Annotated in this window: 19 protein-coding genes and 1 riboswitch; of the genes, 14 read left to right on the forward strand and 5 right to left on the reverse strand. The window is 71.2% G+C overall.

The features are described from left to right. Positions 1 to 42: 42 nt before the first annotated feature. Genes ACIBH1_RS08725 through rpe form a run of 7 tightly spaced genes read left to right on the forward strand, consistent with a single transcriptional unit; the run spans position 43 to position 7664 of the window. Positions 43 to 1530 carry a hypothetical protein gene (locus ACIBH1_RS08725; protein WP_397312997.1) on the forward strand — a complete coding sequence of 496 codons (1488 nt, stop codon included), beginning with the start codon at positions 43 to 45 and terminating at the stop codon, positions 1528 to 1530. Between the two features lie 31 nt (positions 1531 to 1561). After that, complete coding sequence (locus ACIBH1_RS08730; protein ID WP_397312998.1) at positions 1562 to 2845, forward strand: hypothetical protein; 1284 nt, start codon at positions 1562 to 1564, stop codon at positions 2843 to 2845. A gap of 30 nt (positions 2846 to 2875) precedes the next feature. After that, positions 2876 to 3424, forward strand: a complete 549-nt coding sequence (gene def / locus ACIBH1_RS08735; RefSeq protein ID WP_397312999.1) for a peptide deformylase — start codon at positions 2876 to 2878, stop codon at positions 3422 to 3424. Then, on the forward strand, positions 3421 to 4350 hold the full coding sequence (fmt, locus tag ACIBH1_RS08740) for a methionyl-tRNA formyltransferase (protein WP_397313001.1): 930 nt from the start codon (positions 3421 to 3423) through the stop codon (positions 4348 to 4350). The genes def and fmt overlap by 4 nt, the downstream gene beginning before the upstream one ends. Next, positions 4350 to 5933, forward strand: coding sequence for an RsmB/NOP family class I SAM-dependent RNA methyltransferase (locus ACIBH1_RS08745; protein ID WP_397313002.1), 1584 nt, complete (start codon positions 4350 to 4352; stop codon positions 5931 to 5933). The genes fmt and ACIBH1_RS08745 overlap by 1 nt, the downstream gene beginning before the upstream one ends. Before the next feature lie 59 nt (positions 5934 to 5992). Next, positions 5993 to 6979 (forward strand): phosphatase PAP2 family protein, encoded by a 987-nt coding sequence (locus tag ACIBH1_RS08750; protein ID WP_397313003.1) that lies wholly within the window; start codon positions 5993 to 5995, stop codon positions 6977 to 6979. A 13-nt stretch (positions 6980 to 6992) separates the two neighbouring features. Next, a complete protein-coding gene (gene rpe, locus ACIBH1_RS08755; RefSeq protein ID WP_397313004.1) occupies positions 6993 to 7664 on the forward strand; it encodes a ribulose-phosphate 3-epimerase in 672 nt (223 codons plus the stop codon). Here rpe and ACIBH1_RS08760 read toward each other — a convergent pair. From ACIBH1_RS08760 to ACIBH1_RS08780, 5 genes are read right to left on the reverse strand one after another with little or no spacing between them, the layout of a single operon-like run. Further along, positions 7632 to 8636, reverse strand: coding sequence for an ABC transporter ATP-binding protein (locus tag ACIBH1_RS08760; RefSeq protein ID WP_397313005.1), 1005 nt, complete (start codon positions 8634 to 8636; stop codon positions 7632 to 7634). The genes rpe and ACIBH1_RS08760 overlap by 33 nt on opposite strands. Then, positions 8629 to 9636: an ABC transporter ATP-binding protein gene (locus ACIBH1_RS08765; RefSeq protein ID WP_397313007.1), complete on the reverse strand. Its 1008-nt coding sequence runs from the start codon at positions 9634 to 9636 to the stop codon at positions 8629 to 8631. Before ACIBH1_RS08765 ends, ACIBH1_RS08760 begins: the two co-directional genes overlap by 8 nt. Next, a complete protein-coding gene (locus ACIBH1_RS08770) occupies positions 9633 to 10613 on the reverse strand; it encodes an ABC transporter permease (RefSeq protein ID WP_397313008.1) in 981 nt (326 codons plus the stop codon). The genes ACIBH1_RS08765 and ACIBH1_RS08770 overlap by 4 nt, the downstream gene beginning before the upstream one ends. 57 nt (positions 10614 to 10670) lie before the next feature. Then, positions 10671 to 12455: an ABC transporter substrate-binding protein gene (locus tag ACIBH1_RS08775; RefSeq protein WP_397313009.1), complete on the reverse strand. Its 1785-nt coding sequence runs from the start codon at positions 12453 to 12455 to the stop codon at positions 10671 to 10673. After that, positions 12455 to 13363, reverse strand: coding sequence for an ABC transporter permease (locus ACIBH1_RS08780; protein WP_397313107.1), 909 nt, complete (start codon positions 13361 to 13363; stop codon positions 12455 to 12457). Before ACIBH1_RS08780 ends, ACIBH1_RS08775 begins: the two co-directional genes overlap by 1 nt. Between ACIBH1_RS08780 and ACIBH1_RS08785 the strand changes: the two genes are divergently transcribed. The 7 genes from ACIBH1_RS08785 (at position 13263) to ribH (ending at position 18777) form a co-directional block, all read left to right on the forward strand. Next, on the forward strand, positions 13263 to 13484 hold the full coding sequence (locus ACIBH1_RS08785) for a hypothetical protein (RefSeq protein WP_397313111.1): 222 nt from the start codon (positions 13263 to 13265) through the stop codon (positions 13482 to 13484). The two genes, ACIBH1_RS08780 and ACIBH1_RS08785, sit on opposite strands and share 101 nt — an antisense overlap. A 108-nt stretch (positions 13485 to 13592) precedes the next feature. Next, on the forward strand, positions 13593 to 14399 hold the full coding sequence (locus tag ACIBH1_RS08790; RefSeq protein ID WP_397313010.1) for an oxygenase MpaB family protein: 807 nt from the start codon (positions 13593 to 13595) through the stop codon (positions 14397 to 14399). Between the two features lie 81 nt (positions 14400 to 14480). Beyond that, positions 14481 to 14611, forward strand: a riboswitch (FMN riboswitch). A 93-nt stretch (positions 14612 to 14704) separates the two neighbouring features. Continuing rightward, positions 14705 to 15889 (forward strand): bifunctional diaminohydroxyphosphoribosylaminopyrimidine deaminase/5-amino-6-(5-phosphoribosylamino)uracil reductase RibD, encoded by a 1185-nt coding sequence (gene ribD, locus ACIBH1_RS08795; protein ID WP_397313011.1) that lies wholly within the window; start codon positions 14705 to 14707, stop codon positions 15887 to 15889. Beyond that, positions 15889 to 16476 (forward strand): riboflavin synthase, encoded by a 588-nt coding sequence (locus ACIBH1_RS08800; RefSeq protein WP_397313012.1) that lies wholly within the window; start codon positions 15889 to 15891, stop codon positions 16474 to 16476. Before ribD ends, ACIBH1_RS08800 begins: the two co-directional genes overlap by 1 nt. Beyond that, positions 16473 to 17120 (forward strand): nicotinamide riboside transporter PnuC, encoded by a 648-nt coding sequence (pnuC, locus tag ACIBH1_RS08805; protein WP_397313013.1) that lies wholly within the window; start codon positions 16473 to 16475, stop codon positions 17118 to 17120. The genes ACIBH1_RS08800 and pnuC overlap by 4 nt, the downstream gene beginning before the upstream one ends. Next, positions 17117 to 18316: a bifunctional 3,4-dihydroxy-2-butanone-4-phosphate synthase/GTP cyclohydrolase II gene (locus tag ACIBH1_RS08810; protein WP_397313014.1), complete on the forward strand. Its 1200-nt coding sequence runs from the start codon at positions 17117 to 17119 to the stop codon at positions 18314 to 18316. Before pnuC ends, ACIBH1_RS08810 begins: the two co-directional genes overlap by 4 nt. After that, the gene (gene ribH, locus ACIBH1_RS08815; RefSeq protein WP_397313015.1) at positions 18313 to 18777 is read left to right on the forward strand and encodes a 6,7-dimethyl-8-ribityllumazine synthase; all 465 of its coding nucleotides are present in this window, start codon (positions 18313 to 18315) and stop codon (positions 18775 to 18777) included. The genes ACIBH1_RS08810 and ribH overlap by 4 nt, the downstream gene beginning before the upstream one ends. Positions 18778 to 18798 lie beyond the last annotated feature (21 nt).

Raw genomic sequence — 18798 nt, forward strand, 5'->3', positions numbered from 1 at the left:
CCCCGATTCGCGGGCATGGCGGTAACCCGTTAGCGTGCCCCTGTGTCCATCGATTGGGTGAACAGAGCCATCGACGACCTACGAGCATGGGGGCGGGCCGGCGGCGTCGAGGTGGATGCCGACGAGATCCGGTTGTTGTGCGACTACGCCAGCGACTACCTCAAGGCCGAGCAACTGGCCGATTTCACCCCGGCGACCTTCGACGAACTCCTGCTGTCCATCTACCCCCGCAAGGTCATCGCCCCGCCGGAGAGCGCTCCGGAGACCGTCGCGGCGGCGCGCACGCTGGTCGACTTCCTGTGCGCCGAGGGCCACACCGGCCCGGAGACCGCCGTGGCGATGCGCGTGCGGCTCGACGACATCGCGGTCAGGCTGCCCGAGGCGCTGGCCGACGAGTCGAACTTCGGCATGACCAAGAGCCTGTTCAGCTCCATCGGCCCCGAGTCGCTGGAGCAGCCGATCTCCATCCCGTCGGGGGAGCAGCCCCAGCAGCAGTCCGACTGCGACTGCCCGGGTTGCTCGCCGCTGCCCGCCGTACGGCTGGCGCCCCTGCCGGAGCTGGTGGCGGCGGCCCGCGAGGTGCCGCTGCTGGCAGGTGAGAGGCCCGGACGGCTCGACGAGCACCTCGACGGCGTCACCGATCCGCTCGACCGCTGGGCGGCCACGGTGGAGTTCCTGCTGGAGCACGACACCGGCGGCGAGATCACCGGCAACGAGCAGGCCGACGCCGAGCTGTACGACCTGTTCGACATGCTCTTCCGCCTGCAGGTGCCGGTGCCGGTGGCGCTGATCGCCGAATACCTGGAGGAGATCGTCGAGGTGGGTCCCGTCGAGGTCGACAGGGCCGTGGCGGGCCTGGTGCACGCCGGGCTGGTCGCGCTCGACGACGAGACGGTGGCGCTGACCCCGCTGGCCGTCTGGGGGCTGCGCGAACTCTACCTCGAACGCGGCATGCACTCTCCCGAGGCGCCCGACCTGGCCGACGCCGACGCGATGGGGCTGATCGAGGGGCTGCTGCAGGGCATACCCACCGAGCTGGCCGAGGAGGACATCCGGCGCTGGCTGGAGGGCCGCACGCCCGCCGAGGCCGCCGACGAGCTGCTCGGCACCGCCTCGGGCGCGCCCGCCGTGGCGCGCGGCATCGCGATCACCATCGTCGACCGCCTCGGCAAGGAGGCCGAGCCCGCCGTACGCTCCTGCCTGGGCGACCCGGAGCTGCGCCCGCACGCCATCCACTGGCTCAGCGCGCGCGGCCTGCCCGCGCCCGCGCTGACCCAGCAGGAGCTCCTGTGGGTGAGCGTCGACATGCTCGCCCTGGCGATGCCCGCGGCCGAGGACGACCCCGAGATGTTCGCCGAGAACATGGCGGCCTCCGGACCGCCCGCGCATATGATCGAGGAGATGTGGCGGGTCGACCACCCCGACGTGGTCGAGGTTCTGGAGTTGCTGGGCCGTTCCCTTCCCGACGGCACTGTGGCAAAAGCTGCCAGAAAGGCCGCGTTCAAGGCCCGCTCTCGGGCGATCGGGTGAGCCTGTTACTGAAGTGATGTAAGTTTCCTGGGTGGCAAACAACGTCATCGACCTGCGCAGGCCCACCGGAGAAGGCTGCGGCTGCGCAGCCTGCGAGAAGCTGAGCTTCCCCCCGGTCGAGCTGGCCGCCGACGCCGAGCTGGCCGCTCGGGTGCCGGGGGTGCCGCTGGTGGTGGACGCGGTCGCCCTGGCCCGATGGACCGGCACCCGGCCCGTCGGCCCGCAGGCGCTGCTGCCGGAGGCCGACGCCGCGCGGGCCGTCGAAGAGCTGGGGCTGCGGCCCGAGTGGCTGCGGCTGATGTGGGTCGTGGCGGTCAACACCGGCCTGCTGCGCATCACCCGCCAGCAGGCCGTGCCGGGGCCGTTCACGTTCGGCAAGGGCGTGGAGGCCACGCTGGAGTTCTGGGACGGCGTGGTCATGGACGTCCTCGACCGCGCCGACGAGGGGCTGACCGGCTCGGCCGTCATCGACGAGCACCTGGCCGAGACGCTGGCCACCATCTACTCCGTGCGCACAGGGGTGTCGGTGCCGGTCCTGGCCAAGGGCATCCTGCAGTCGCACGAGGTGGCCTGCGGGCCGTACAAGGGCGAGTCGATCCTGCGCGAGCTGACCTCCGCCCTGGAGTTGCTGGCCTACTGCGGGCTGGTCGAGACGACGGGCGAGCCGATCGCGTCGGGCAGCCGCATCAGGCTCACCCCGCTCGGCACCTGGGCGGTCCGCCAGGACCTGCGCCGCGAGGGCCACGACGCGCCCACCGCCGCCCAGGTCAGGGTCTTCGCCGAGCTCGACGCCTCCGAGCTGGTCGCGGCGATGGTCGCCGGCGGCGTCACGCCGAGCGCCGTCGCCTCCTGGCTGGAGCGCCGCTCGCCGCTCGAGGCGGCCCGCGACCTGACGGCCATCGCGGCGTACGGCAACGCGGGCGAACGCGGCGCGGCCGGCACCGTCCTCGACGAGCTCGGCCCCGAGGCGGAGGGCCCCCTGCGGGCGGCGCTCACCGAGCCGCTGCTGTGGCGCTACGCCGCCTCCTGGCTGCACATCCGCGACCTCGACGCGCCGTCGCTGACCCCCGACGACCACGCCTGGCTCGCGGTCGACACCCTCGCCGCGCTGCTCTACCTGTCCGACGCGCCCGGCACGCTCGGCGGCCTCGACGAGGACCTGCCCGGCCTGGTCGCCCAGCTGCCCTCCGTCGACCATCCCGACACGCTGGCGGTGCTCGACCTGCTCGCCTCCCACCACGATGACCAGGTGGTGGCCAAGGCCGCGCGCAAGGCCGCGATGAAGGCCAGATCGCTGGGGCCGCTTAAGCTGTAGGGGTTCGATTCCGACGAGAGAGAGGTTCCCTTGGCGATCCAGGCGATCCGGCTGTTCGGAGACCCGGTGTTGCGCACCCCTGCGGCTCCGGTCGTCGACTTCGACAAGGAGCTGCGCAAGCTGGTCAAAGACCTCACCGACACGATGATGGACGCTCCGGGCGCAGGCCTGGCCGCTCCGCAGATCGGTGTGGGGCTGCGCGTGTTCACCTACTACGTCGACGACCAGCTCGGCCACCTGATCAACCCTGACCTCGACCTGTCCGAGGAGCTCGACGAGGAGGGGGAGGAGGGCTGCCTGTCCTTCCCCGGCCTGGCGTATCCCACCCCGCGTGCCGTACGAGCCGTCGCCAAGGGCTTCGACATGCACGGCGAGCCGGTCGTGCTCGAGGGCACCGACCTGATGGCCCGCTGCTTCCAGCACGAGACCGATCACCTCGACGGCATCCTGTTCATCGACCGCATGGACCTCAAGCAGCGCAAGCTGGCCATGAAGGCGATCCGCGAGGCCGAGTGGGCCGGCGCCCCGGCGCCGGCTTTCAAGCTGTCGCCGCACGCCACCGGCGGGCGGGCCCTGTGAGACTCGTCTTCGCGGGCACTCCCGAGACGGCCCTGCCGTCGCTGCGTGCCCTCATCGACTCGCCGCGGCACGAGGTCGTCGCCGTCGTCACGCGTCCCGACGCGCAGTCGGGACGCGGGCGCAAGGTGCACCCGTCGCCGGTGGCGCAACTGGCCGAGGAGTCGGGCATCGAGGTGCTGCGCCCGGCCAAGGCCTCCGACCCCGCCTTCCAGGAGCGGCTGCGGGAGATCGGCCCCGACTGCTGCCCGGTCGTCGCCTACGGCGCGCTGCTGCCGCAGTCGGCCCTCGACATCCCGCGCCACGGCTGGATCAACCTGCACTTCTCGATCCTGCCCGCCTGGCGTGGCGCCGCGCCCGTGCAGCACGCCGTGCTCCACGGCGACGAGATCACCGGGGCGTGCACCTTCCAGATCGTCAAGGAGCTCGACGCCGGGCCCGTCTACGGCGTGGTCACCGAGGAGATCCGGCCCACCGACACCAGCGGCGAGCTGCTGGAGCGGCTGTCGATCTCCGGTGCGGGGCTGCTGGCCGCCACCCTCGACGGCGTGGAGGACGGCGCGCTCGAGGCCCGCGCGCAGCCGCTCGACGGGGTGTCCTACGCCGGCAAGATCGGCGTCGACGACGCTCACGCCGACTTCACCGCGCCGGCCATGCGGGTCGACCGGCTGGTGCGGGCGTGCACGCCGAACCCGGGCGCGTGGGCGGAGTTCCGCGGTCAGCGGGTCAAGCTCGGCCCTGTACGGCTCGCGCCCGAGGGGGAGCGGCTCGCGCCGGGGGAGATCCTGGCGTCGAAGAAGTCGGTGCTGGTCGGCACCGCCACCCACCCGGTCGAGCTCAGTGACGTTCAGGCGCAGGGCAAGAGGGTGATGAGCGCGGTGGAGTGGGCACGCGGCGTACGGCTCGCGCCCGAGGATCGGCTGGGCTGATGGAAAGATCACCGGGGGGATCCGGCGAGCGCCGGAGGCAGGGCCAGCGGAGCGGCGGCTCTGGTCAGCCGAGCAGCGGTTCCGGCCAGCGGGGCGGAGGCTCTGGTCAGCGGAGCGGCGGTTTCAAGCAGGGAGGCGGCGGTTCTGGTCAGCGGGGCGGTGCGCGGCGGCCGGGCAAGCCGGTGCGTGACGAGGCGCGCAACGCCGCCTACGACCTGCTGCGAGCCGTCGACGAGCGCGACGCCTACGCCAACCTGCTGATGCCCAGGCTCCTGCGCGACCGCGGGCTCGGCGGGCGCGACGCCGCCCTGGCCACCGAGCTGGCGTACGGCACGCTGCGCGGCCTCGGCTCCTACGACAAGATCATCGCCACCTGTGTCGACCGCGACCCCGACCCCGAGGTGCTCGACGCGCTGCGCCTGGGCGCCCACCAGCTCCTGCGCATGCGGGTGCCCCCGCACGCGGCCGTGGGCACGACGGTCGACCTCGTCCGGCTGCGCATCGGCCAGGGCGCGGCGAAGTTCGTCAACGCGGTGCTGCGCAAGATCGCGGCCCGCACGATCGACGAGTGGCTGCCGATCGTGGCCCCCTCGAAGGAGGCCGACCTGCTCGGCCACCTGGCCGTCACCTACAGCCATCCGCGCTGGGTGGTGGCCGCCTTCCGCGACGCCCTGGGCGACGACGCCCGGCTGCCCGAGCTGCTGGAGGCCGACAACGCCCGGCCGACGGTGACCCTGGTCGCGCGGCCCGGCCGCAGCGACGTGGCCGAGCTGGAGGAGTCGGGCGCCGAGCCGGGGCGGTATTCGCCGTACGCGGCCTACCTGCCGGAGGGCGACCCGGGCAGGATCCCGGCGGTGGCGGCCTACCGGGCGGCGGTGCAGGACGAAGCGAGCCAGCTGGTGGCTCTGGCGCTGGCCAGGGTGCCGCTGGAGGGGTCCGACCGGTTGTGGCTCGACATGTGCGCGGGCCCCGGCGGCAAGGCGGGCCTGCTCGACGCCATCGCCGCCTACGGCGACGAGGCGGGGCTGGAGCGGGAGAAGAGAGCCTCCGACGGCGGGTCCGGTGGCATCCGGGCCTTCCCCGGTGGTGCCCATCTCGTGGCCGCCGATTCGCAGCACCATCGTGCCCGCCTGGTGTGGGAGACCACCCGCGAGGCGGCGGTGATCACCGCCGACGGCACCGAGCCCTCGTGGCGCCAGGGCGTCTTCGACCGCGTCATGCTCGACGCCCCCTGCACCGGCCTGGGCGCGCTGCGGCGGCGTCCGGAGGCGCGCTGGCGGCGCGACGCGCGCAGCGTGCCCGACCTGACGAAGCTCCAGCGTGCCCTGCTCGACAGCGCGGTCGCCTCGCTGCGCCCCGGAGGCGTGCTGGCCTACGTCACCTGCTCGCCCCACCTGGCCGAGACGCGGGTGGTCGTCTCCGACGTCCTCAAGCGCCATCCGGAGCTGGAGCAGCTCGACGCCCGCGCCTACCTGCCCGAGGTCGGGGATCTGGGCCCGGGCCCGCACGCGCAGTTCTGGCCGCACCGGCACGGGACGGACGCGATGTTCCTGGCCATCCTCCGGAAAACAAGCAAGCGTTAGGTCACAGTTCGGGGACGAAGGCTTGCCTGAGGCGAGCCCTCGTGTGATGCCATCACGGCGTGAGCCCCCTCGACGACCTGCGCGCCGCCGAACTCGACCCCATCGTCTGGCTCCAGAGCCTGCCCGCGGCCCTGGAGCCGGTGATGGAGTTCGTGTCGCTGTTCGGGACGGAGACCTTCTTCCTGTTCCTGCTGCCGCTCTTCTACTGGTGCGTCAGCCCGCGCGCCGGCCTGCTGATGGGCGTGGTGGTGCTGGCGAGCGCCTCCACGAACCTGGTGGGCAAGCTGCTTTTCCACGCGCCCAGGCCGTACTGGATCGACGCCAGGATCCGCCCGCTGGGCGTCGAGGAGCAGTTCGGCATGCCCTCGGGGCACGCCCAGATCGCCACGGCCACGTGGGGCGCCCTGGCGAGCCTGGTGCGGCGGCCGGGGGCCCGGTGGGCGTGGTGGGCCGCGGGCGTGATCACCGCGCTGATCGCACTGTCGCGGGTCTACCTGGGCGTGCACTTCATCTCCGACGTCGTCCTGGGCGTGCTGCTCGGCCTCGGCGTGCTGCTGGCCGTCCTGGGGCTCGAAGGGCGCGTCACGCGCTGGTGGCTCGCCCGGTCGCTGGGCGCGCAGCTGCTGTTCGCCGCCGCCGTGTCGGGCGTCATGATCGGCGCCGCGGTGCTGGCCAACCTGCCGCACGAAGGCTGGACGCTGCCGCAGGCGTGGGCGGCGGCGGGGCGGATCGACCCGGAGAACCTCGACTACATGGTCGCCCTGTCGGGCTCGGCGCTCGGCATGCTCGCCGGCGTCGCGTTCATGTGGCGGCTGGGCTGGTTCACCACCGCGGGCCCGGCCTGGCAGCGCGTGCTGCGCTGGGCGCTCGGCTCGGCGGTGGTCGCCCTGCTCTGGTACGGCACGCGCGAACTGCTCCCCGACGACAGCGCCTGGCGATATCTCCGCTATGCCGCGATCTCCCTGTGGGTGCAGCTGGGCGCCCCCCTGACCTTCATCGCGCTGGGACTCATGACCCGCGAGAAGATCGGGGCGCCCGCGCCCTAGACTCGGATCCATCATGGCCATGCAGATATTTCCCAGCATCCTGTCCGCCGACTTCGCCCGGCTGGCCGACGAGGCGGCGCGCGTGCCCAACGCCGACTGGCTGCACGTCGACGTCATGGACTACCACTTCGTGCCCAACCTGACGCTCGGGCTGCCCGTGGTGGAGTCGCTGCTCAAGTCGACCGGCACGCCCCTCGACTGCCACCTGATGATCGCCGAGCCCGACCGGTGGGCGCCCGCCTACGCCGAGGCCGGCGTGGGCAGCGTGACCATCCACGCCGAGGCGGCCAGGGCGCCGGTGCGCACCCTGCGCGAGATCCGCAAGCAGGGCGCCCGCTCGGGCTTCGCGCTCAGCCCCGCCACGCCGATCGAGCCGTACGAAGACCTGCTCGGCGAGATCGACATGCTGCTGCTGATGACCGTCGAGCCGGGCTTCGGCGGGCAGAGCTTCCTCGACCTGGTGCTGCCCAAGATCAGGCGCACCCGTGAGCTCATCGACCGCCACGGGGGCGAGATCTGGCTGCAGATCGACGGCGGGGTGTCGGAGGAGACCATCGAGCGGTGCGCCGAGGCGGGCGCCGACACCTTCGTCGCCGGCAGCGCGGTCTACGGCGCCGCCGACCCCGCCGCGGCGATCGACAAGCTGAGGGCGCTAGCTCAGGGCGGGGTCCAGGACGACGTCTGAGCCGTGGGTCGTGGGCGCCTCCGGGAAGTGACAGGCGGTCAGGTGCCCTTCTGCGTTGCCGCCGAGCCGTACGAGAGGTGGCTCCTCCAGGGCGCACCTGTCCTGCGCCTTCCAGCAGCGGGTGCGGAAGCGGCATCCGCTGGGCGGGTTGACCGGGCTCGGCACGTCTCCGGCCAGCCTGATGCGCTCGCGGCGCGGCGTGTCGGGGTCAGGGTCGGGCACGGCCGACAGCAGGGCGTGGGTGTAGGGGTGCCGGGGCCGCTCGTAGAGCGAGTCCCGGTCGCCGATCTCGACGATCTTGCCGAGATACATGACCGCGACCCGCTGCGAGAAGTGCCGCACCACGGCCAGGTCGTGGGCGATGAACAGGAAGGCGATCCCCAGCTCCCTGCGCAGCCGCTGCAGCAGGTTGACCACCTGGGCCTGGATGGAGACGTCCAGGGCGGAGACGGGCTCGTCGGCGACGATCAGCCGAGGGTTGAGCGCCAGCGCCCTGGCCACGCCGATGCGCTGGCGCTGGCCGCCGGAGAACTCGTGGGGGAAACGGTTGTAGTGCTCGGGGTTGAGCCCGACGATCTCCAGCAGTTCCTTGATCCCGCGCTCGGTGGGCCGCAGCCCGTTGACCTCCATGGGCCCGCCGATGATCGTGCCCACGGTGTGACGGGGGTTCAGTGACGCGTACGGGTCCTGGAAGATCATCTGGATCTCGGAGCGGATGGGACGCATGCGCCGCCTGCTCCAGTGGCTGATGTCCTGGCCGCGGTAGGAGACGGTGCCGGAGGTCGGTTCCTGGAGCCGGGCCACCAGGCGGCCGGCGGTGGACTTGCCGCATCCCGACTCGCCGACCAGGCCGAGCGACTCGTGCTCGCCGATCGACAGGCTGATGCCGTCGACCGCGTGCACCACGACGCGCCGCCGCTTGAGCGGGAAGTGCTTGGTCAGCTCGGTGAGCTGCAGGAGGGGCTCAGCCACGGATCCGGTCCTTCACGGTCTGGGACAGGTAGCACGCGCTGGAGTGCCCGGAGCGCGGATGCAGGTCGGGCCGCTCGGTCCTGCACAGGTCCACCGGCACCCGGTCGGCGAAGTCGCAGCGCGGGTGGAACGGGCAGCCGGAGGGCAGGGTGAGCAGGCTGGGCGGGGTGCCGCGCACCGGGCGCAGCGGGCTGTCGGGGTCGGTGGCCAGGTGCGGCATCGAGGCGAGCAGCCCCCAGGTGTAGGGGTGGCCGGGGGTCTTGAGCACCTCGCGCCGGGTGCCGCGCTCGATCGCGCGTCCCGCGTACATCACCATGACGTCGTCGGCGATGTCGGCGATGACCCCGAGGTCGTGGGTGATCATGATGATCGCGCTGCCGGTCTCCTCCTGCAGCGCCTTGAGCAGGTCGAGGATCTGGGCCTGCACGGTGACGTCGAGCGCGGTGGTGGGCTCGTCGGCGATCACCAGTTCCGGGTCGCACACCAGCGCCATCGCGATCATCGCGCGCTGGCGCATGCCGCCGGAGAACTCGTGCGGGTAGGCGTCGACCCGCAGCTTGGGCTGGGGGATGCCGACCCTGGCGAGCATCTCGATCGCCCGCTCGCGGGCCTCGCGCCTGCTGGCCCCCGTGTGCTTGGCCAGTACCTCGCCGATCTGGCCGCCGACCGTGTGGAACGGCGACAGCGAGCTCAGGGAGTCCTGGAAGATCATGGCGACCTTCCTGCCGCGCAGCGCCTCCATGCGCCGGGGCGTGGCGGTCAGCAGGTTCTCCCCGTCGAGCCACACCTCGCCGGAGACCTCCGAGTAGCGGGGGTCATGCAGGCCCATGACGGCCATGCTGGTCACCGACTTGCCGGAGCCCGACTCGCCGACGATGCCGAGGGTCCGGCCGCGGTCCAGGCCGAACGACAGGCCGTCGACCGCCTTGACGACGCCGTCCTCGGTCTTGAACTGCACGTAGAGGTCACGGACGGTCAGGAAGGAAGGGTCGGGGATCATGACAGGCGCACCCTGGGGTCGATGACGGCGTACAGGGCGTCCACCACCACGTTGATCATCACGATGGCGCCCGCGCTCAGCACGGTGATGCCCAGCAGCATGGGCAGGTCGGTGTTGGTGAAGGCCTGGGTGACCAGCTCGCCCAGGCCGTGCAGGCCGAAGGTGAGCTCGGTGACGATCGCCCCGCCGAGCAGCACGCCCAGGTCGATGCCGAACTGGGTGACCACCGGGATCATCGCGCCGCGCCAGGCGAAGCGGAAGAACGTGGTGCGGCGGGACATGCCCTTGGCGCGTGCCGTACGGACGTAGTCCTCGTTGAACTGCTCCAGCAGCATCGACCGGGTCAGGCGGGTGTAGTTGGAGTAGAAGATGACCGACAGAGCGATCCACGGGATGAGCAGGCCGATGAACCACTTGGCCGGGTTGTCGCCGAACTCGGTGTAGCGGGGCCTGGGCAGCAGGCCGAGGGTGTCGCTGAGCACGAAGACCATGAGCGGGCCGACGAAGAAGATCTGCATGCCGCCGCCGATGTTCGACAGTGACGTGGCCAGCGAGTCGATCCAGGTGCCGCGCTTGGCGGCGGCCAGCATGCCCGCGCCGATGCCGACGGTCAGGATGACGACCGCGCCGCCGAGGCTGAGCGAGACGGTGACGGGCAGGCGGTCCAGCACGGTCTCGGTGACCCACTCGCCCTTGGCGAAGGAGTAGCCGAAGCAGGGGGCCTCGCAGCGCCCGACCCCGGGGAAGTCGCGTCCGACCACGACGCCCTGGGCCCAGGCCAGGAACTGCTGCCAGATCGGCAGGTCCATGCCCATCTCGTGGCGCAGCAGCTTCAGGTTCTCCGGCAGGCACAGCTTGCCGCAGAAGGCGCGGGCCGGGTCGCGGGGCAGGGCGTAGAAGAGCAGGAAGACGGTGGCGGCGACCACCATGACGATGCCGACGGCGCTGACCAGCCGCCGCAGGAGGAAACGGATCATGTCGCTCCAGGGGGAATGCGGCCCCGGGGAGGAGGTCGGGGCCGCACGCTCGGCTGTTTACTCGTTGACGTAGGCGGTCAGCAGGTTGGTGCCGCCCCAGTAGTAGTCCATCTCCGCCCAGACCTTGGATCCGCGCATGTCGATGTAGGTCAGGTAGAAGCCGGGGATGAGCGCCGCGTCCTTGACGATCATCTCGTCGATCTTCGACCAGGCGGCGCCGCGCTCCTCGGCGGTGGCGAGCTTGTCGGCCTCGTCGATGGCCTTGTTGACCTCGGGGTTGTCGTAGTTGGAGTAGTTGCTGGCCCCGTCGGCGACCAGGCGGCCATCGAACAGCGGCGGCAGCACGGTCTGGCCGTCGGGCCAGTCGGCGCCCCAGCCCGAGCGGTGCACGTCGATGGCCTTGTCGACCTGGCCGATCGTGTCGCCCCAGCTGTTGGCGTCGATCTCCTTGCCGACGTACTTGAAGCCGGCCTTGGTCAGCGCCTCCTGCACGAGCACCGCGATCTTCTGCTGCAGCGGCCGGTTGGCGTAGGCGTAGACGATGGTCGGGTTCTGCTCGCCCGCCTCGGCCAGGAGCTTCTTGGCCGCCTCGACGTCGCCGTCGGGCTTGTCGAGCTGGCCCCAGACGTCGAACTTGCGGAAGCCCACTCCCGTCGGGCTCATGATCGTCGTGCCCAGGTAGCCGAAGCCCATGTCGCCGCCGGCGAGCTTGTGGATCGCGCCCATCGGCCAGGCCCTGATCAGCGCCTCGCGCACCTTGGGGTCGGTGATCCGCTTGGTGTTGATCGCCCAGTACTCCGTGAAGGGCGTGATGCCGGTGATGGCGCGCTTCATCAGTTCGGGGTCGGCCACCACCTCGGGCAGCCGCTCGGGCCCCAGGCCGAAGATGTTGACGGCGTACTGGTCCTCGCCGCTGTCGGCGATGAAGCGGTCGGTGGCCTGCTGGACGGTCACGCCGAACTCGAACGTCCACCGGTCGGGGTAGGCGTTGCGGATCGGGTCGGTGGCCGGATCCCAGTTCGGGTTGCGCTCCATCTCCATCGACTTGTCGGGCGTGTGCTTGACGATCCGGTACGGCCCGCTGGCGTGCGGCCGCTTGTCGTAGTTCTTCTCGTCCTTCACGTCCTGGGTGTGCTTCTTGGGCACGATCGCGTAGCCGGGCATGCCCAGCGCCATGTTGAAGTCGCCGTGCTGCTTGTCGAGGTGGAAGACGACGGTCTTGGCGTCAGGCGTCTCGATGGTCTTCAGCCCTTCGCCGCTCTTGTAGGGCCCCGGGTACTTGGCGCGGTAGTCCTTGGAGCCCACCAGCCACTGCTGGACGTAGGTGGGTCCCTGGTTGATCACCGGGTCGTAGAGGCGCTCGAAGCTCCACTTCACGTCCTCGGAGGTGATCGGCGAGCCGTCCTCCCACTTGACGCCGTCCTTGAGGGTGAAGGTCCAGGTCTTGCCGCCGTCGCTGCTGGCGCCGGTGTCGGTGGCCAGGTCGCCGACGATCAGGATGTTGCCGTCGCGCTGCTGCTTGAAGCCGATCAGGCCGCGGCTGATCAGGCCGGCGATCTGCGACTGGTCGGAGTAGTAGATCTGCCCGGGGTCCAGGTGGGCGGGGCCGACGCTGAACAGGCCGGTGATCGTGCCGCCGCGTTTGGCGCCGGAGACCTCGGTGGCCGGTCCCTGCGAGTCGGCGGCGCCGCCCACCTTGATGCCGGCCACCTTCGACTCGGAGGTGGCGGTCGGCATCGCCGGCGGCTGGGTGGCCTGGGACTGGGGTGCGCCGCCTCCCTTGGCGCACCCCGCCAGGACCAGGGCCCCCGCGGCCAGGACGGCTAACGCTCTGTTTCTCATCACAGCCCCTTGGTTTTCGGGTCCAGGGCGTCGCGGATGGCGTCGCCCATGAGGTTGAAGCAGACGATGAAGATCAACATGGCCAGGCCCGGCCAGAGGAGGTACGGGAAGTCCAGGTGGTAGTACTGCACGCCCTCCAGGAACATCCGGCCCCAGTCCGGCACGTCGGGACCCAGCCCCACCCCGAGGAAGCCGAGCCCCGCCTCGACGCCCACCAGGATCGGCAGCTGCCAGGTGGCCAGCACGATGATCGGCGACCACAGGTTCGGCAGGATCTCGCGGAAGATGATGCGCGCCGGGGAGGCGCCGCTGACCTTGGCCGCCTCCACGAACTCCCGCTCGCGCAGGCTGAGCACCTGAGAGCGCAGGATGCGCGCGCTGCCGGCCCAGCCCAGCGCGGTGAGCACGATGCACAGGGTCGCGAAGCGCAGCCACGTGGGCGTGGCCTCCTCGGGCCCGACCAGCATGCTGTCGACCACCGGCACCAGGGCGATCAGCATGAGCTGGCTCGGGAAGGCCAGCAGCACGTCGATCACCCGGCCGGCCCAGTAGTCGGTCCTGCCGCCCAGGTAGCCCGCCGCGATGCCGACCGTGATGCCGATCAGCATCAGGCCCACCGTGGCGATCAGGGCGATGGCGAGCGAGGTGCGGATGCCGAAGACCAGCTGCATGAACACGTCGCGGCCGAGGCCTGGCTCGATGCCGAGCCAGAACTCAGGGCTCATGCCCCCGGTCGGAGGGGGCGGATATCCGCTGGCGTCGAGAAGCCGGTACCCATACCTTTCATGGGCATTCTTTCCGTACGCCATGGAAATCAGGGGCGCGGTCGCGGCGATAATGAAGAAGGTCGCCGAGACGAAAAAGCAGAATACCCCTGTGCGATTTCTCTTGAATCGTCGCCAGGCGATCCTCCCTGGTGAAAGCCCGATGGTCACTAATGGCTCGGCCGTTTCCGGCAGCGCGACGGTCGCCATGATGCGCACGATGACATCGTTCTCGCGGCCTGTGAAACACATCACGGAATTGTGACCGGGCGCGGACGATACCGGCTCATCATCCGGAGTCCGTGACGTGTCCTGCACCGGAGTGTGACTTACCGCGAAACGGGGTAACGTTTTACTTACAGGAGGTGTCAGAATGGATCACGGACTGTTCGGTCCCGAGTCGGTCACCTGGCGGGTGATGGGGGAGCCGATCCTTCTGGTGGGTGGCTTCCGCGCGCTGCTGATGCAGGGGCTGCACCCCTGGGCGATGCGGGGCGTGCTTCAGAACTCCGCCCTGATGGACCCGCGCGAGGCGTGGTCGCGCTTCCTGCGCACCACCGAGTTCGTCCGGGTCAGGACCTACGGCACGCGCGCCGAGGTCGAGCGGGCCGGGAGCCGGGTGCGCAGGATCCACGCCACGCTCGGCTTCGACGATCCCGACACCGGGCTGCGCCACCGCCTCGACGAGCCGGAGGCGCTGCGCTGGGTGCACGTTGGCGAGGTCGACTCCTACCTGTCGGTCGCCCGTCGGGCCGGGGTGCGGCTGTCCGACGCCGACGCCGACCGGTTCGTCCTGGAATGGCGGGCGGCCGCCGAGGTCGTCGGGATCGACCCCTCGACGGTGCCCGGCGACGTGGCCTCGCTCCGGGCCTACATCGACGACGCGCGGCCCGGTCTGCGGTTCGTGCCGGAGGCGGCGCATCCGCTGCGGCTGTCGCTGAACGCGCCGCTGCCGGTCTACCTGGCGCCGCTCAAGCCGGTGCTGCCCGCGCTGACGCTGCTGGCCTTCGCCACGCTGCCGCGCTGGGCCCGGCGCCTGTACGGCCTGCCCGCCACGCCCGTCGGCGACCTGTGGGCCACCGCCACCCTGCGCAGCCTGCACGCCGGGCTCAGTTTCGTGCCCCCTCAGGTGCGCTACGCCCCGGACGCCAAGCGCGCCAGGAAGCTCATGGCCGCTTGACCAAGCGACCGCTTGGTATCAGGATGGGGGTGCGTCGCGACCTCTGGGAGCGGCGTGGCACACTGTGTGGAAGAACAGAGCTAGCGTGCTCCGGGGTCGGTGAAAGTCCGAACCGGCGGTGACAGTCCGCGACCCGGCCGATGCCATCGGCCGGTTGACCCGGTGGAATTCCGGGACCGACGGTTAAAGTCCGGATGGGAGGAAGCGCGCAGGTGTCCAGCCGTGCAGGCTGGGCGCCGCTGTGGTGCTTTGGCACCCTTATGTGACCCCGGGGACCGCTCCTTGCGTAACGAGGAGGTCCAGGGGTGGCCGATTCCACCGGTCCCACCGGTCCCACAGCCGACGCGTCCCCGACCCTGCCCCCGCTGTCCCCGCCGCCCTCGTGGGCCGCGAACGACGAGGCGCACATGGCGCGCGCCGTCGCGCTGGCCGCCCTCGGGCGCGGCACCACCAGCCCCAACCCCGTCGTCGGGTGCGTCATCACCACCGCCTCAGGCGACGTCGCGGGCGAGGGCTTCCACGCCTACGCCGGCGGCCCGCACGCCGAGATCGCCGCCCTGAGCCAGGCCGGCGAGCTGGCCCGCGGCGGCACCGCCTACGTCACCCTCGAACCCTGCGACCACACCGGACGAACGGGGCCGTGCTCCGAGGCGCTGCTGGCCGCCGGGATCGCCAGGGTCGTCCACGCCGTCGCCGACCCCAACCCCCGCGCCAGGGGAGGCGCCGACCGGCTGCGCGCCCACGGGGTGACGGTCGAGCAGGGCCTGCTGGCGGAGCGGGCCGAGGAGGTCAACGTCGAATGGCTGACCTCCGTACGGCTCGGCAGGCCGTACGTCACCTGGAAGTTCGCCGCCACCCTCGACGGACGCTCGGCCGCGGCCGACGGCACCAGCCAGTGGATCACCTCCCCCGAGGCGCGCGCCGACGTGCACCGGCTCAGGGCCGAGGCCGACGCCATCGTGGCCGGGATCGGCACGATCCTGGCCGACGACCCCCAGCTGACCGCCCGCCCCGCACCGCACCCCGCGCGGCAGCGCGCCCCGGGTCCGGGCAAGCCTCTCCTGCGCGTCGTGGTCGACGCCGACGGCCGCACCCCGCCCGCGGCCAGGGTCCTCGACGGTCAGGCGCCCACCCTGGTGGCGGTCGCCGACGACGCCGACGCCCGCCTCGACGCCGACCTGGTCCGCCTGCCCAGGACCGAACACGGCCTCGACCTGCGCGCCCTGCTCAAGGAGCTGGCCGGCAGGGGAGTGGTCAGCGTGTTCCTGGAAGGAGGGGCGACCCTGGCGGGTTCCTTCCTGAGAGACGGGCTGATCGACAGAGTCGTCGCCTACCTCGCCCCGGCCTTCCTGGGCGAGGGCCGGGCGGCGGTGGGCCGGGCGGGCGTCGGCACCATCGCCGACGTCCACCGATGGCACTACCAGGACTTCCGGCTGATCGGGCCGGATCTGCGGATCATCGCGCACCCCCTAGAGATGAAGGAGCGGTGATGTTCACCGGAATCGTGGAAGAGCAGGGCGAGGTCGTCGCCCTGGAACAGCTGGGCGAGGCCGCCCGGCTGGCCGTGCGAGGCAAGATCGTGACCGGCGACGCCGGGCACGGCGACTCCATCGCGGTCAACGGCGTGTGCCTGACCGTGGTGACCGTCGAGGGCGAGGTCTTCACGGTCGACGTGATGAGGGAGACCCTGGAGCGCAGCTCGCTCGGCGGGCTCGCGAGCGGCTCGAAGGTCAACCTCGAGCGTGCCGTACGGGCCGACCAGCGGCTGGGCGGGCACATCATGCAGGGCCATGTCGACGGGGTGGGCACGATCCTGGCCAGGGAGCCGGGCGAGCACTGGGACGACGTCACCGTCGCCCTGCCCGCCGACTTGAACCGTTATGTGGTGGAGAAGGGCTCGATCGCCGTCGACGGGGTGAGCCTCACCGTGACCAAGGTCGACGCGACCAGCTTCGGGATCAGCCTGATCCCGACCACGCTGCAGCTGACGAACCTGGGCGCCAAGCAACCGGGCGAGCAGGTCAACCTCGAGGTCGACGTGATCGCGAAGTACGTTGAGAAGCTGGTGGCGCGATGAACTGGGCGGAGTGGGGATTCGACCTGTTCGGCCTGCACGTCCTGTGGACCGACTTCGTGGGCAGCCTGGCCGCCCTGGTCCCGGTCGTGCTGGCGATGCGCAAGTCCATCTGGAACTGGCCGATCCAGTTCGTCGCCGCGGTGCTGCTGGCCATGGCCTACGCCACCATCCCGGCGACCGGCAGCGTGCTGAAGAACATCATGATGGCCGGCCTGGCCGTCTACGGCTTCGTCAAGTGGCAGCGCGGCATCCGCGACGAGGGCGAGCTGGTCATCCGCCAGGGCACCAGGCGCGAGCGCGTCGGCATGCTGATCGCGCTCGTCGGGGGCACGGTGCTGTTCTGGGTGCTGTTCTACGTCACCGGCTGGTCATGGGGTCAGTACTCCGAGCCGCCGGAGCGCTACTTCCTCATCGCGGCCGACGCCTACATCTTCGTCGGCGGCGTGGTCGCCACCTGGGCGATGAGCAAGGCGCTGGTGGAGTTCTGGCTCATCTGGATCCTGGTCGACCTCGTCGGCGTGCCGGTCGCCTTCCGCGGCGGCATCTACTTCAACGGCTCCGTCTACGTCGTCTTCTTCGTCCTGGCCCTGGTGGGCTTCTTCAACTGGCTCAAGCAGTCGCGACCCCAGGGGGTGACGGCATGACGATGCTCGACTCCATCGAGCGGGCGATCGAGGACATGCGCTGCGGCCGCCCGATCGTCGTGGTCGACGACGAGAACCGCGAGAACGAGGGCGACCTCATCTTCGCCGCCTCGAAGGCCACGCCCGAGCTGCTGGCCTTCACCATCCGCTACACCAGCGGCGTCATCTGCGTGCCGATGGAGGGCGACGAGCTCGACCGCCTCGGCCTGCCGCTGATGGTGCACCAGAACCGCGAGCGGCTGCGCACCGCCTACACCATCAGCGTCGACGCCCGCGACGGCGTTACCACCGGCATCTCGGCCGCCGACCGCGCCCTGACCATCCGCGCGCTGGCCGACCCCGCCACCGAGCCCGACGAGCTCGTCCGGCCCGGCCACATCTTCCCGCTGCGCTACCGGCCCGGCGGGGTCCTGGTACGGCGGGGCCACACCGAGGCGGCGGTCGACCTGTCCCGCATGGCCGGGCTGCCGCCCTCCGGGGTTCTGGCCGAGATCGTCAACGACGACGGCACCATGGCCAGGCTGCCCGAGCTGCGCGTCTTCGCCGACGAGCACGACCTGGCGCTGGTCTCCATCGAGCAGCTGGTCGACTACCGCCGCCGCACCGAGAGCATGGTCACCAGGGTCGCCAGGACCCGGCTGCCCAACCGCTACGGCGAATGGGAGGCCTACGGCTACGCCAGCGCCCTCGACGGCGGCGAGCACGTGGCCCTGGTGCTCGGCGACGTCTCCGACGGCGAGAACATCCTGGTCCGCGCCCACTCCGAGTGCCTGACCGGCGACGTGTTCGGCTCGCTGCGCTGCGACTGCGGCGTGCAGCTCGACAACGCCATGGCGATGATCGCCGAGGAGGGCCGCGGCGTGGTCGTCTACGTCCGGGGCCACGAGGGCCGCGGCATCGGCCTGCTGGCCAAGCTGAAGGCCTACAGCCTGCAGGACAACGGCAGCGACACCGTCGACGCCAACCTGGAGCTGGGCCTGCCGGTCGACGCGCGGGAGTTCTCCAACGCCGGGCAGATGCTGGCCGACCTCGGCATCAAGTCGATCAGGCTGGCCACCAACAACCCGGCCAAGCTTCGCGGCATGGACGGCTACGGCATCAAGGTGCTGGGCCGCGAGCCGATGCCGGTGGCGGCCAATCCGCACAACGAGAGATACCTGAAGGCCAAGCAGGAACGATTGGGACATCTGACATGAGTGGAGCAGGGCGTCCGGCGGTGGCGGCGGTCGAGGCCGGCGGGCTGAGCGTGGGCATCGTCGCGGCCAGCTGGCACGGGAAGATCACCGACCAGCTCGTGGCGCGTGCCGTACAGGCGTGTGAGGACAGCGGGGCCAGCCCGACGGTCGTGCGCGTGCCGGGGTCGCTGGAGATCCCGGTCGTGGCGCAGGCGCTGGCGCGGCGCTTCGACGCGGTCGTCGCGCTCGGCGCGGTCATCCGCGGCGAGACGGCGCACTTCGACTACGTCTGCGACTCGGTCACCTCGGGGCTGACGCGGGTGTCGCTCGACGAGGAGACGCCGGTCGGCAACGGCGTGCTCACCTGCGACACCCTCGACCAGGCCCTCGACCGCAGCGGCCTGCCGGGCAGCGTCGAGGACAAGGGCTACGAGTCGACCGTCGCGGCCCTGGAGACCGCGCTGCTGCTGCGCCGGCTCTGACCCCCCGCCGCCGTGGGGGCG

This window comes from Nonomuraea sp. NPDC050663 (assembly GCF_044456985.1).
GTDB lineage: Bacteria > Actinomycetota > Actinomycetes > Streptosporangiales > Streptosporangiaceae > Nonomuraea.

Bases quoted from the DNA above. Each gene is read 5' to 3' on its own strand.
- ACIBH1_RS08745 (WP_397313002.1), top strand. From the start codon at position 4,350: ATGGAAAGATCACCGGGGGGATCCGGCGAGCGCCGGAGGCAGGGCCAG.
- rpe (WP_397313004.1), top strand. From the start codon at position 6,993: ATGGCCATGCAGATATTTCCCAGCATCCTGTCCGCCGACTTCGCCCGG.
- ACIBH1_RS08765 (WP_397313007.1), bottom strand. From the start codon at position 9,636: ATGATCCCCGACCCTTCCTTCCTGACCGTCCGTGACCTCTACGTGCAG.
- ACIBH1_RS08770 (WP_397313008.1), bottom strand. From the start codon at position 10,613: ATGATCCGTTTCCTCCTGCGGCGGCTGGTCAGCGCCGTCGGCATCGTC.
- ACIBH1_RS08775 (WP_397313009.1), bottom strand. From the start codon at position 12,455: ATGAGAAACAGAGCGTTAGCCGTCCTGGCCGCGGGGGCCCTGGTCCTG.
- ACIBH1_RS08785 (WP_397313111.1), top strand. From the start codon at position 13,263: ATGGAAATCAGGGGCGCGGTCGCGGCGATAATGAAGAAGGTCGCCGAG.
- ACIBH1_RS08790 (WP_397313010.1), top strand. From the start codon at position 13,593: ATGGATCACGGACTGTTCGGTCCCGAGTCGGTCACCTGGCGGGTGATG.
- ACIBH1_RS08800 (WP_397313012.1), top strand. From the start codon at position 15,889: ATGTTCACCGGAATCGTGGAAGAGCAGGGCGAGGTCGTCGCCCTGGAA.
- pnuC (WP_397313013.1), top strand. From the start codon at position 16,473: ATGAACTGGGCGGAGTGGGGATTCGACCTGTTCGGCCTGCACGTCCTG.
- ACIBH1_RS08810 (WP_397313014.1), top strand. From the start codon at position 17,117: ATGACGATGCTCGACTCCATCGAGCGGGCGATCGAGGACATGCGCTGC.
- ribH (WP_397313015.1), top strand. From the start codon at position 18,313: ATGAGTGGAGCAGGGCGTCCGGCGGTGGCGGCGGTCGAGGCCGGCGGG.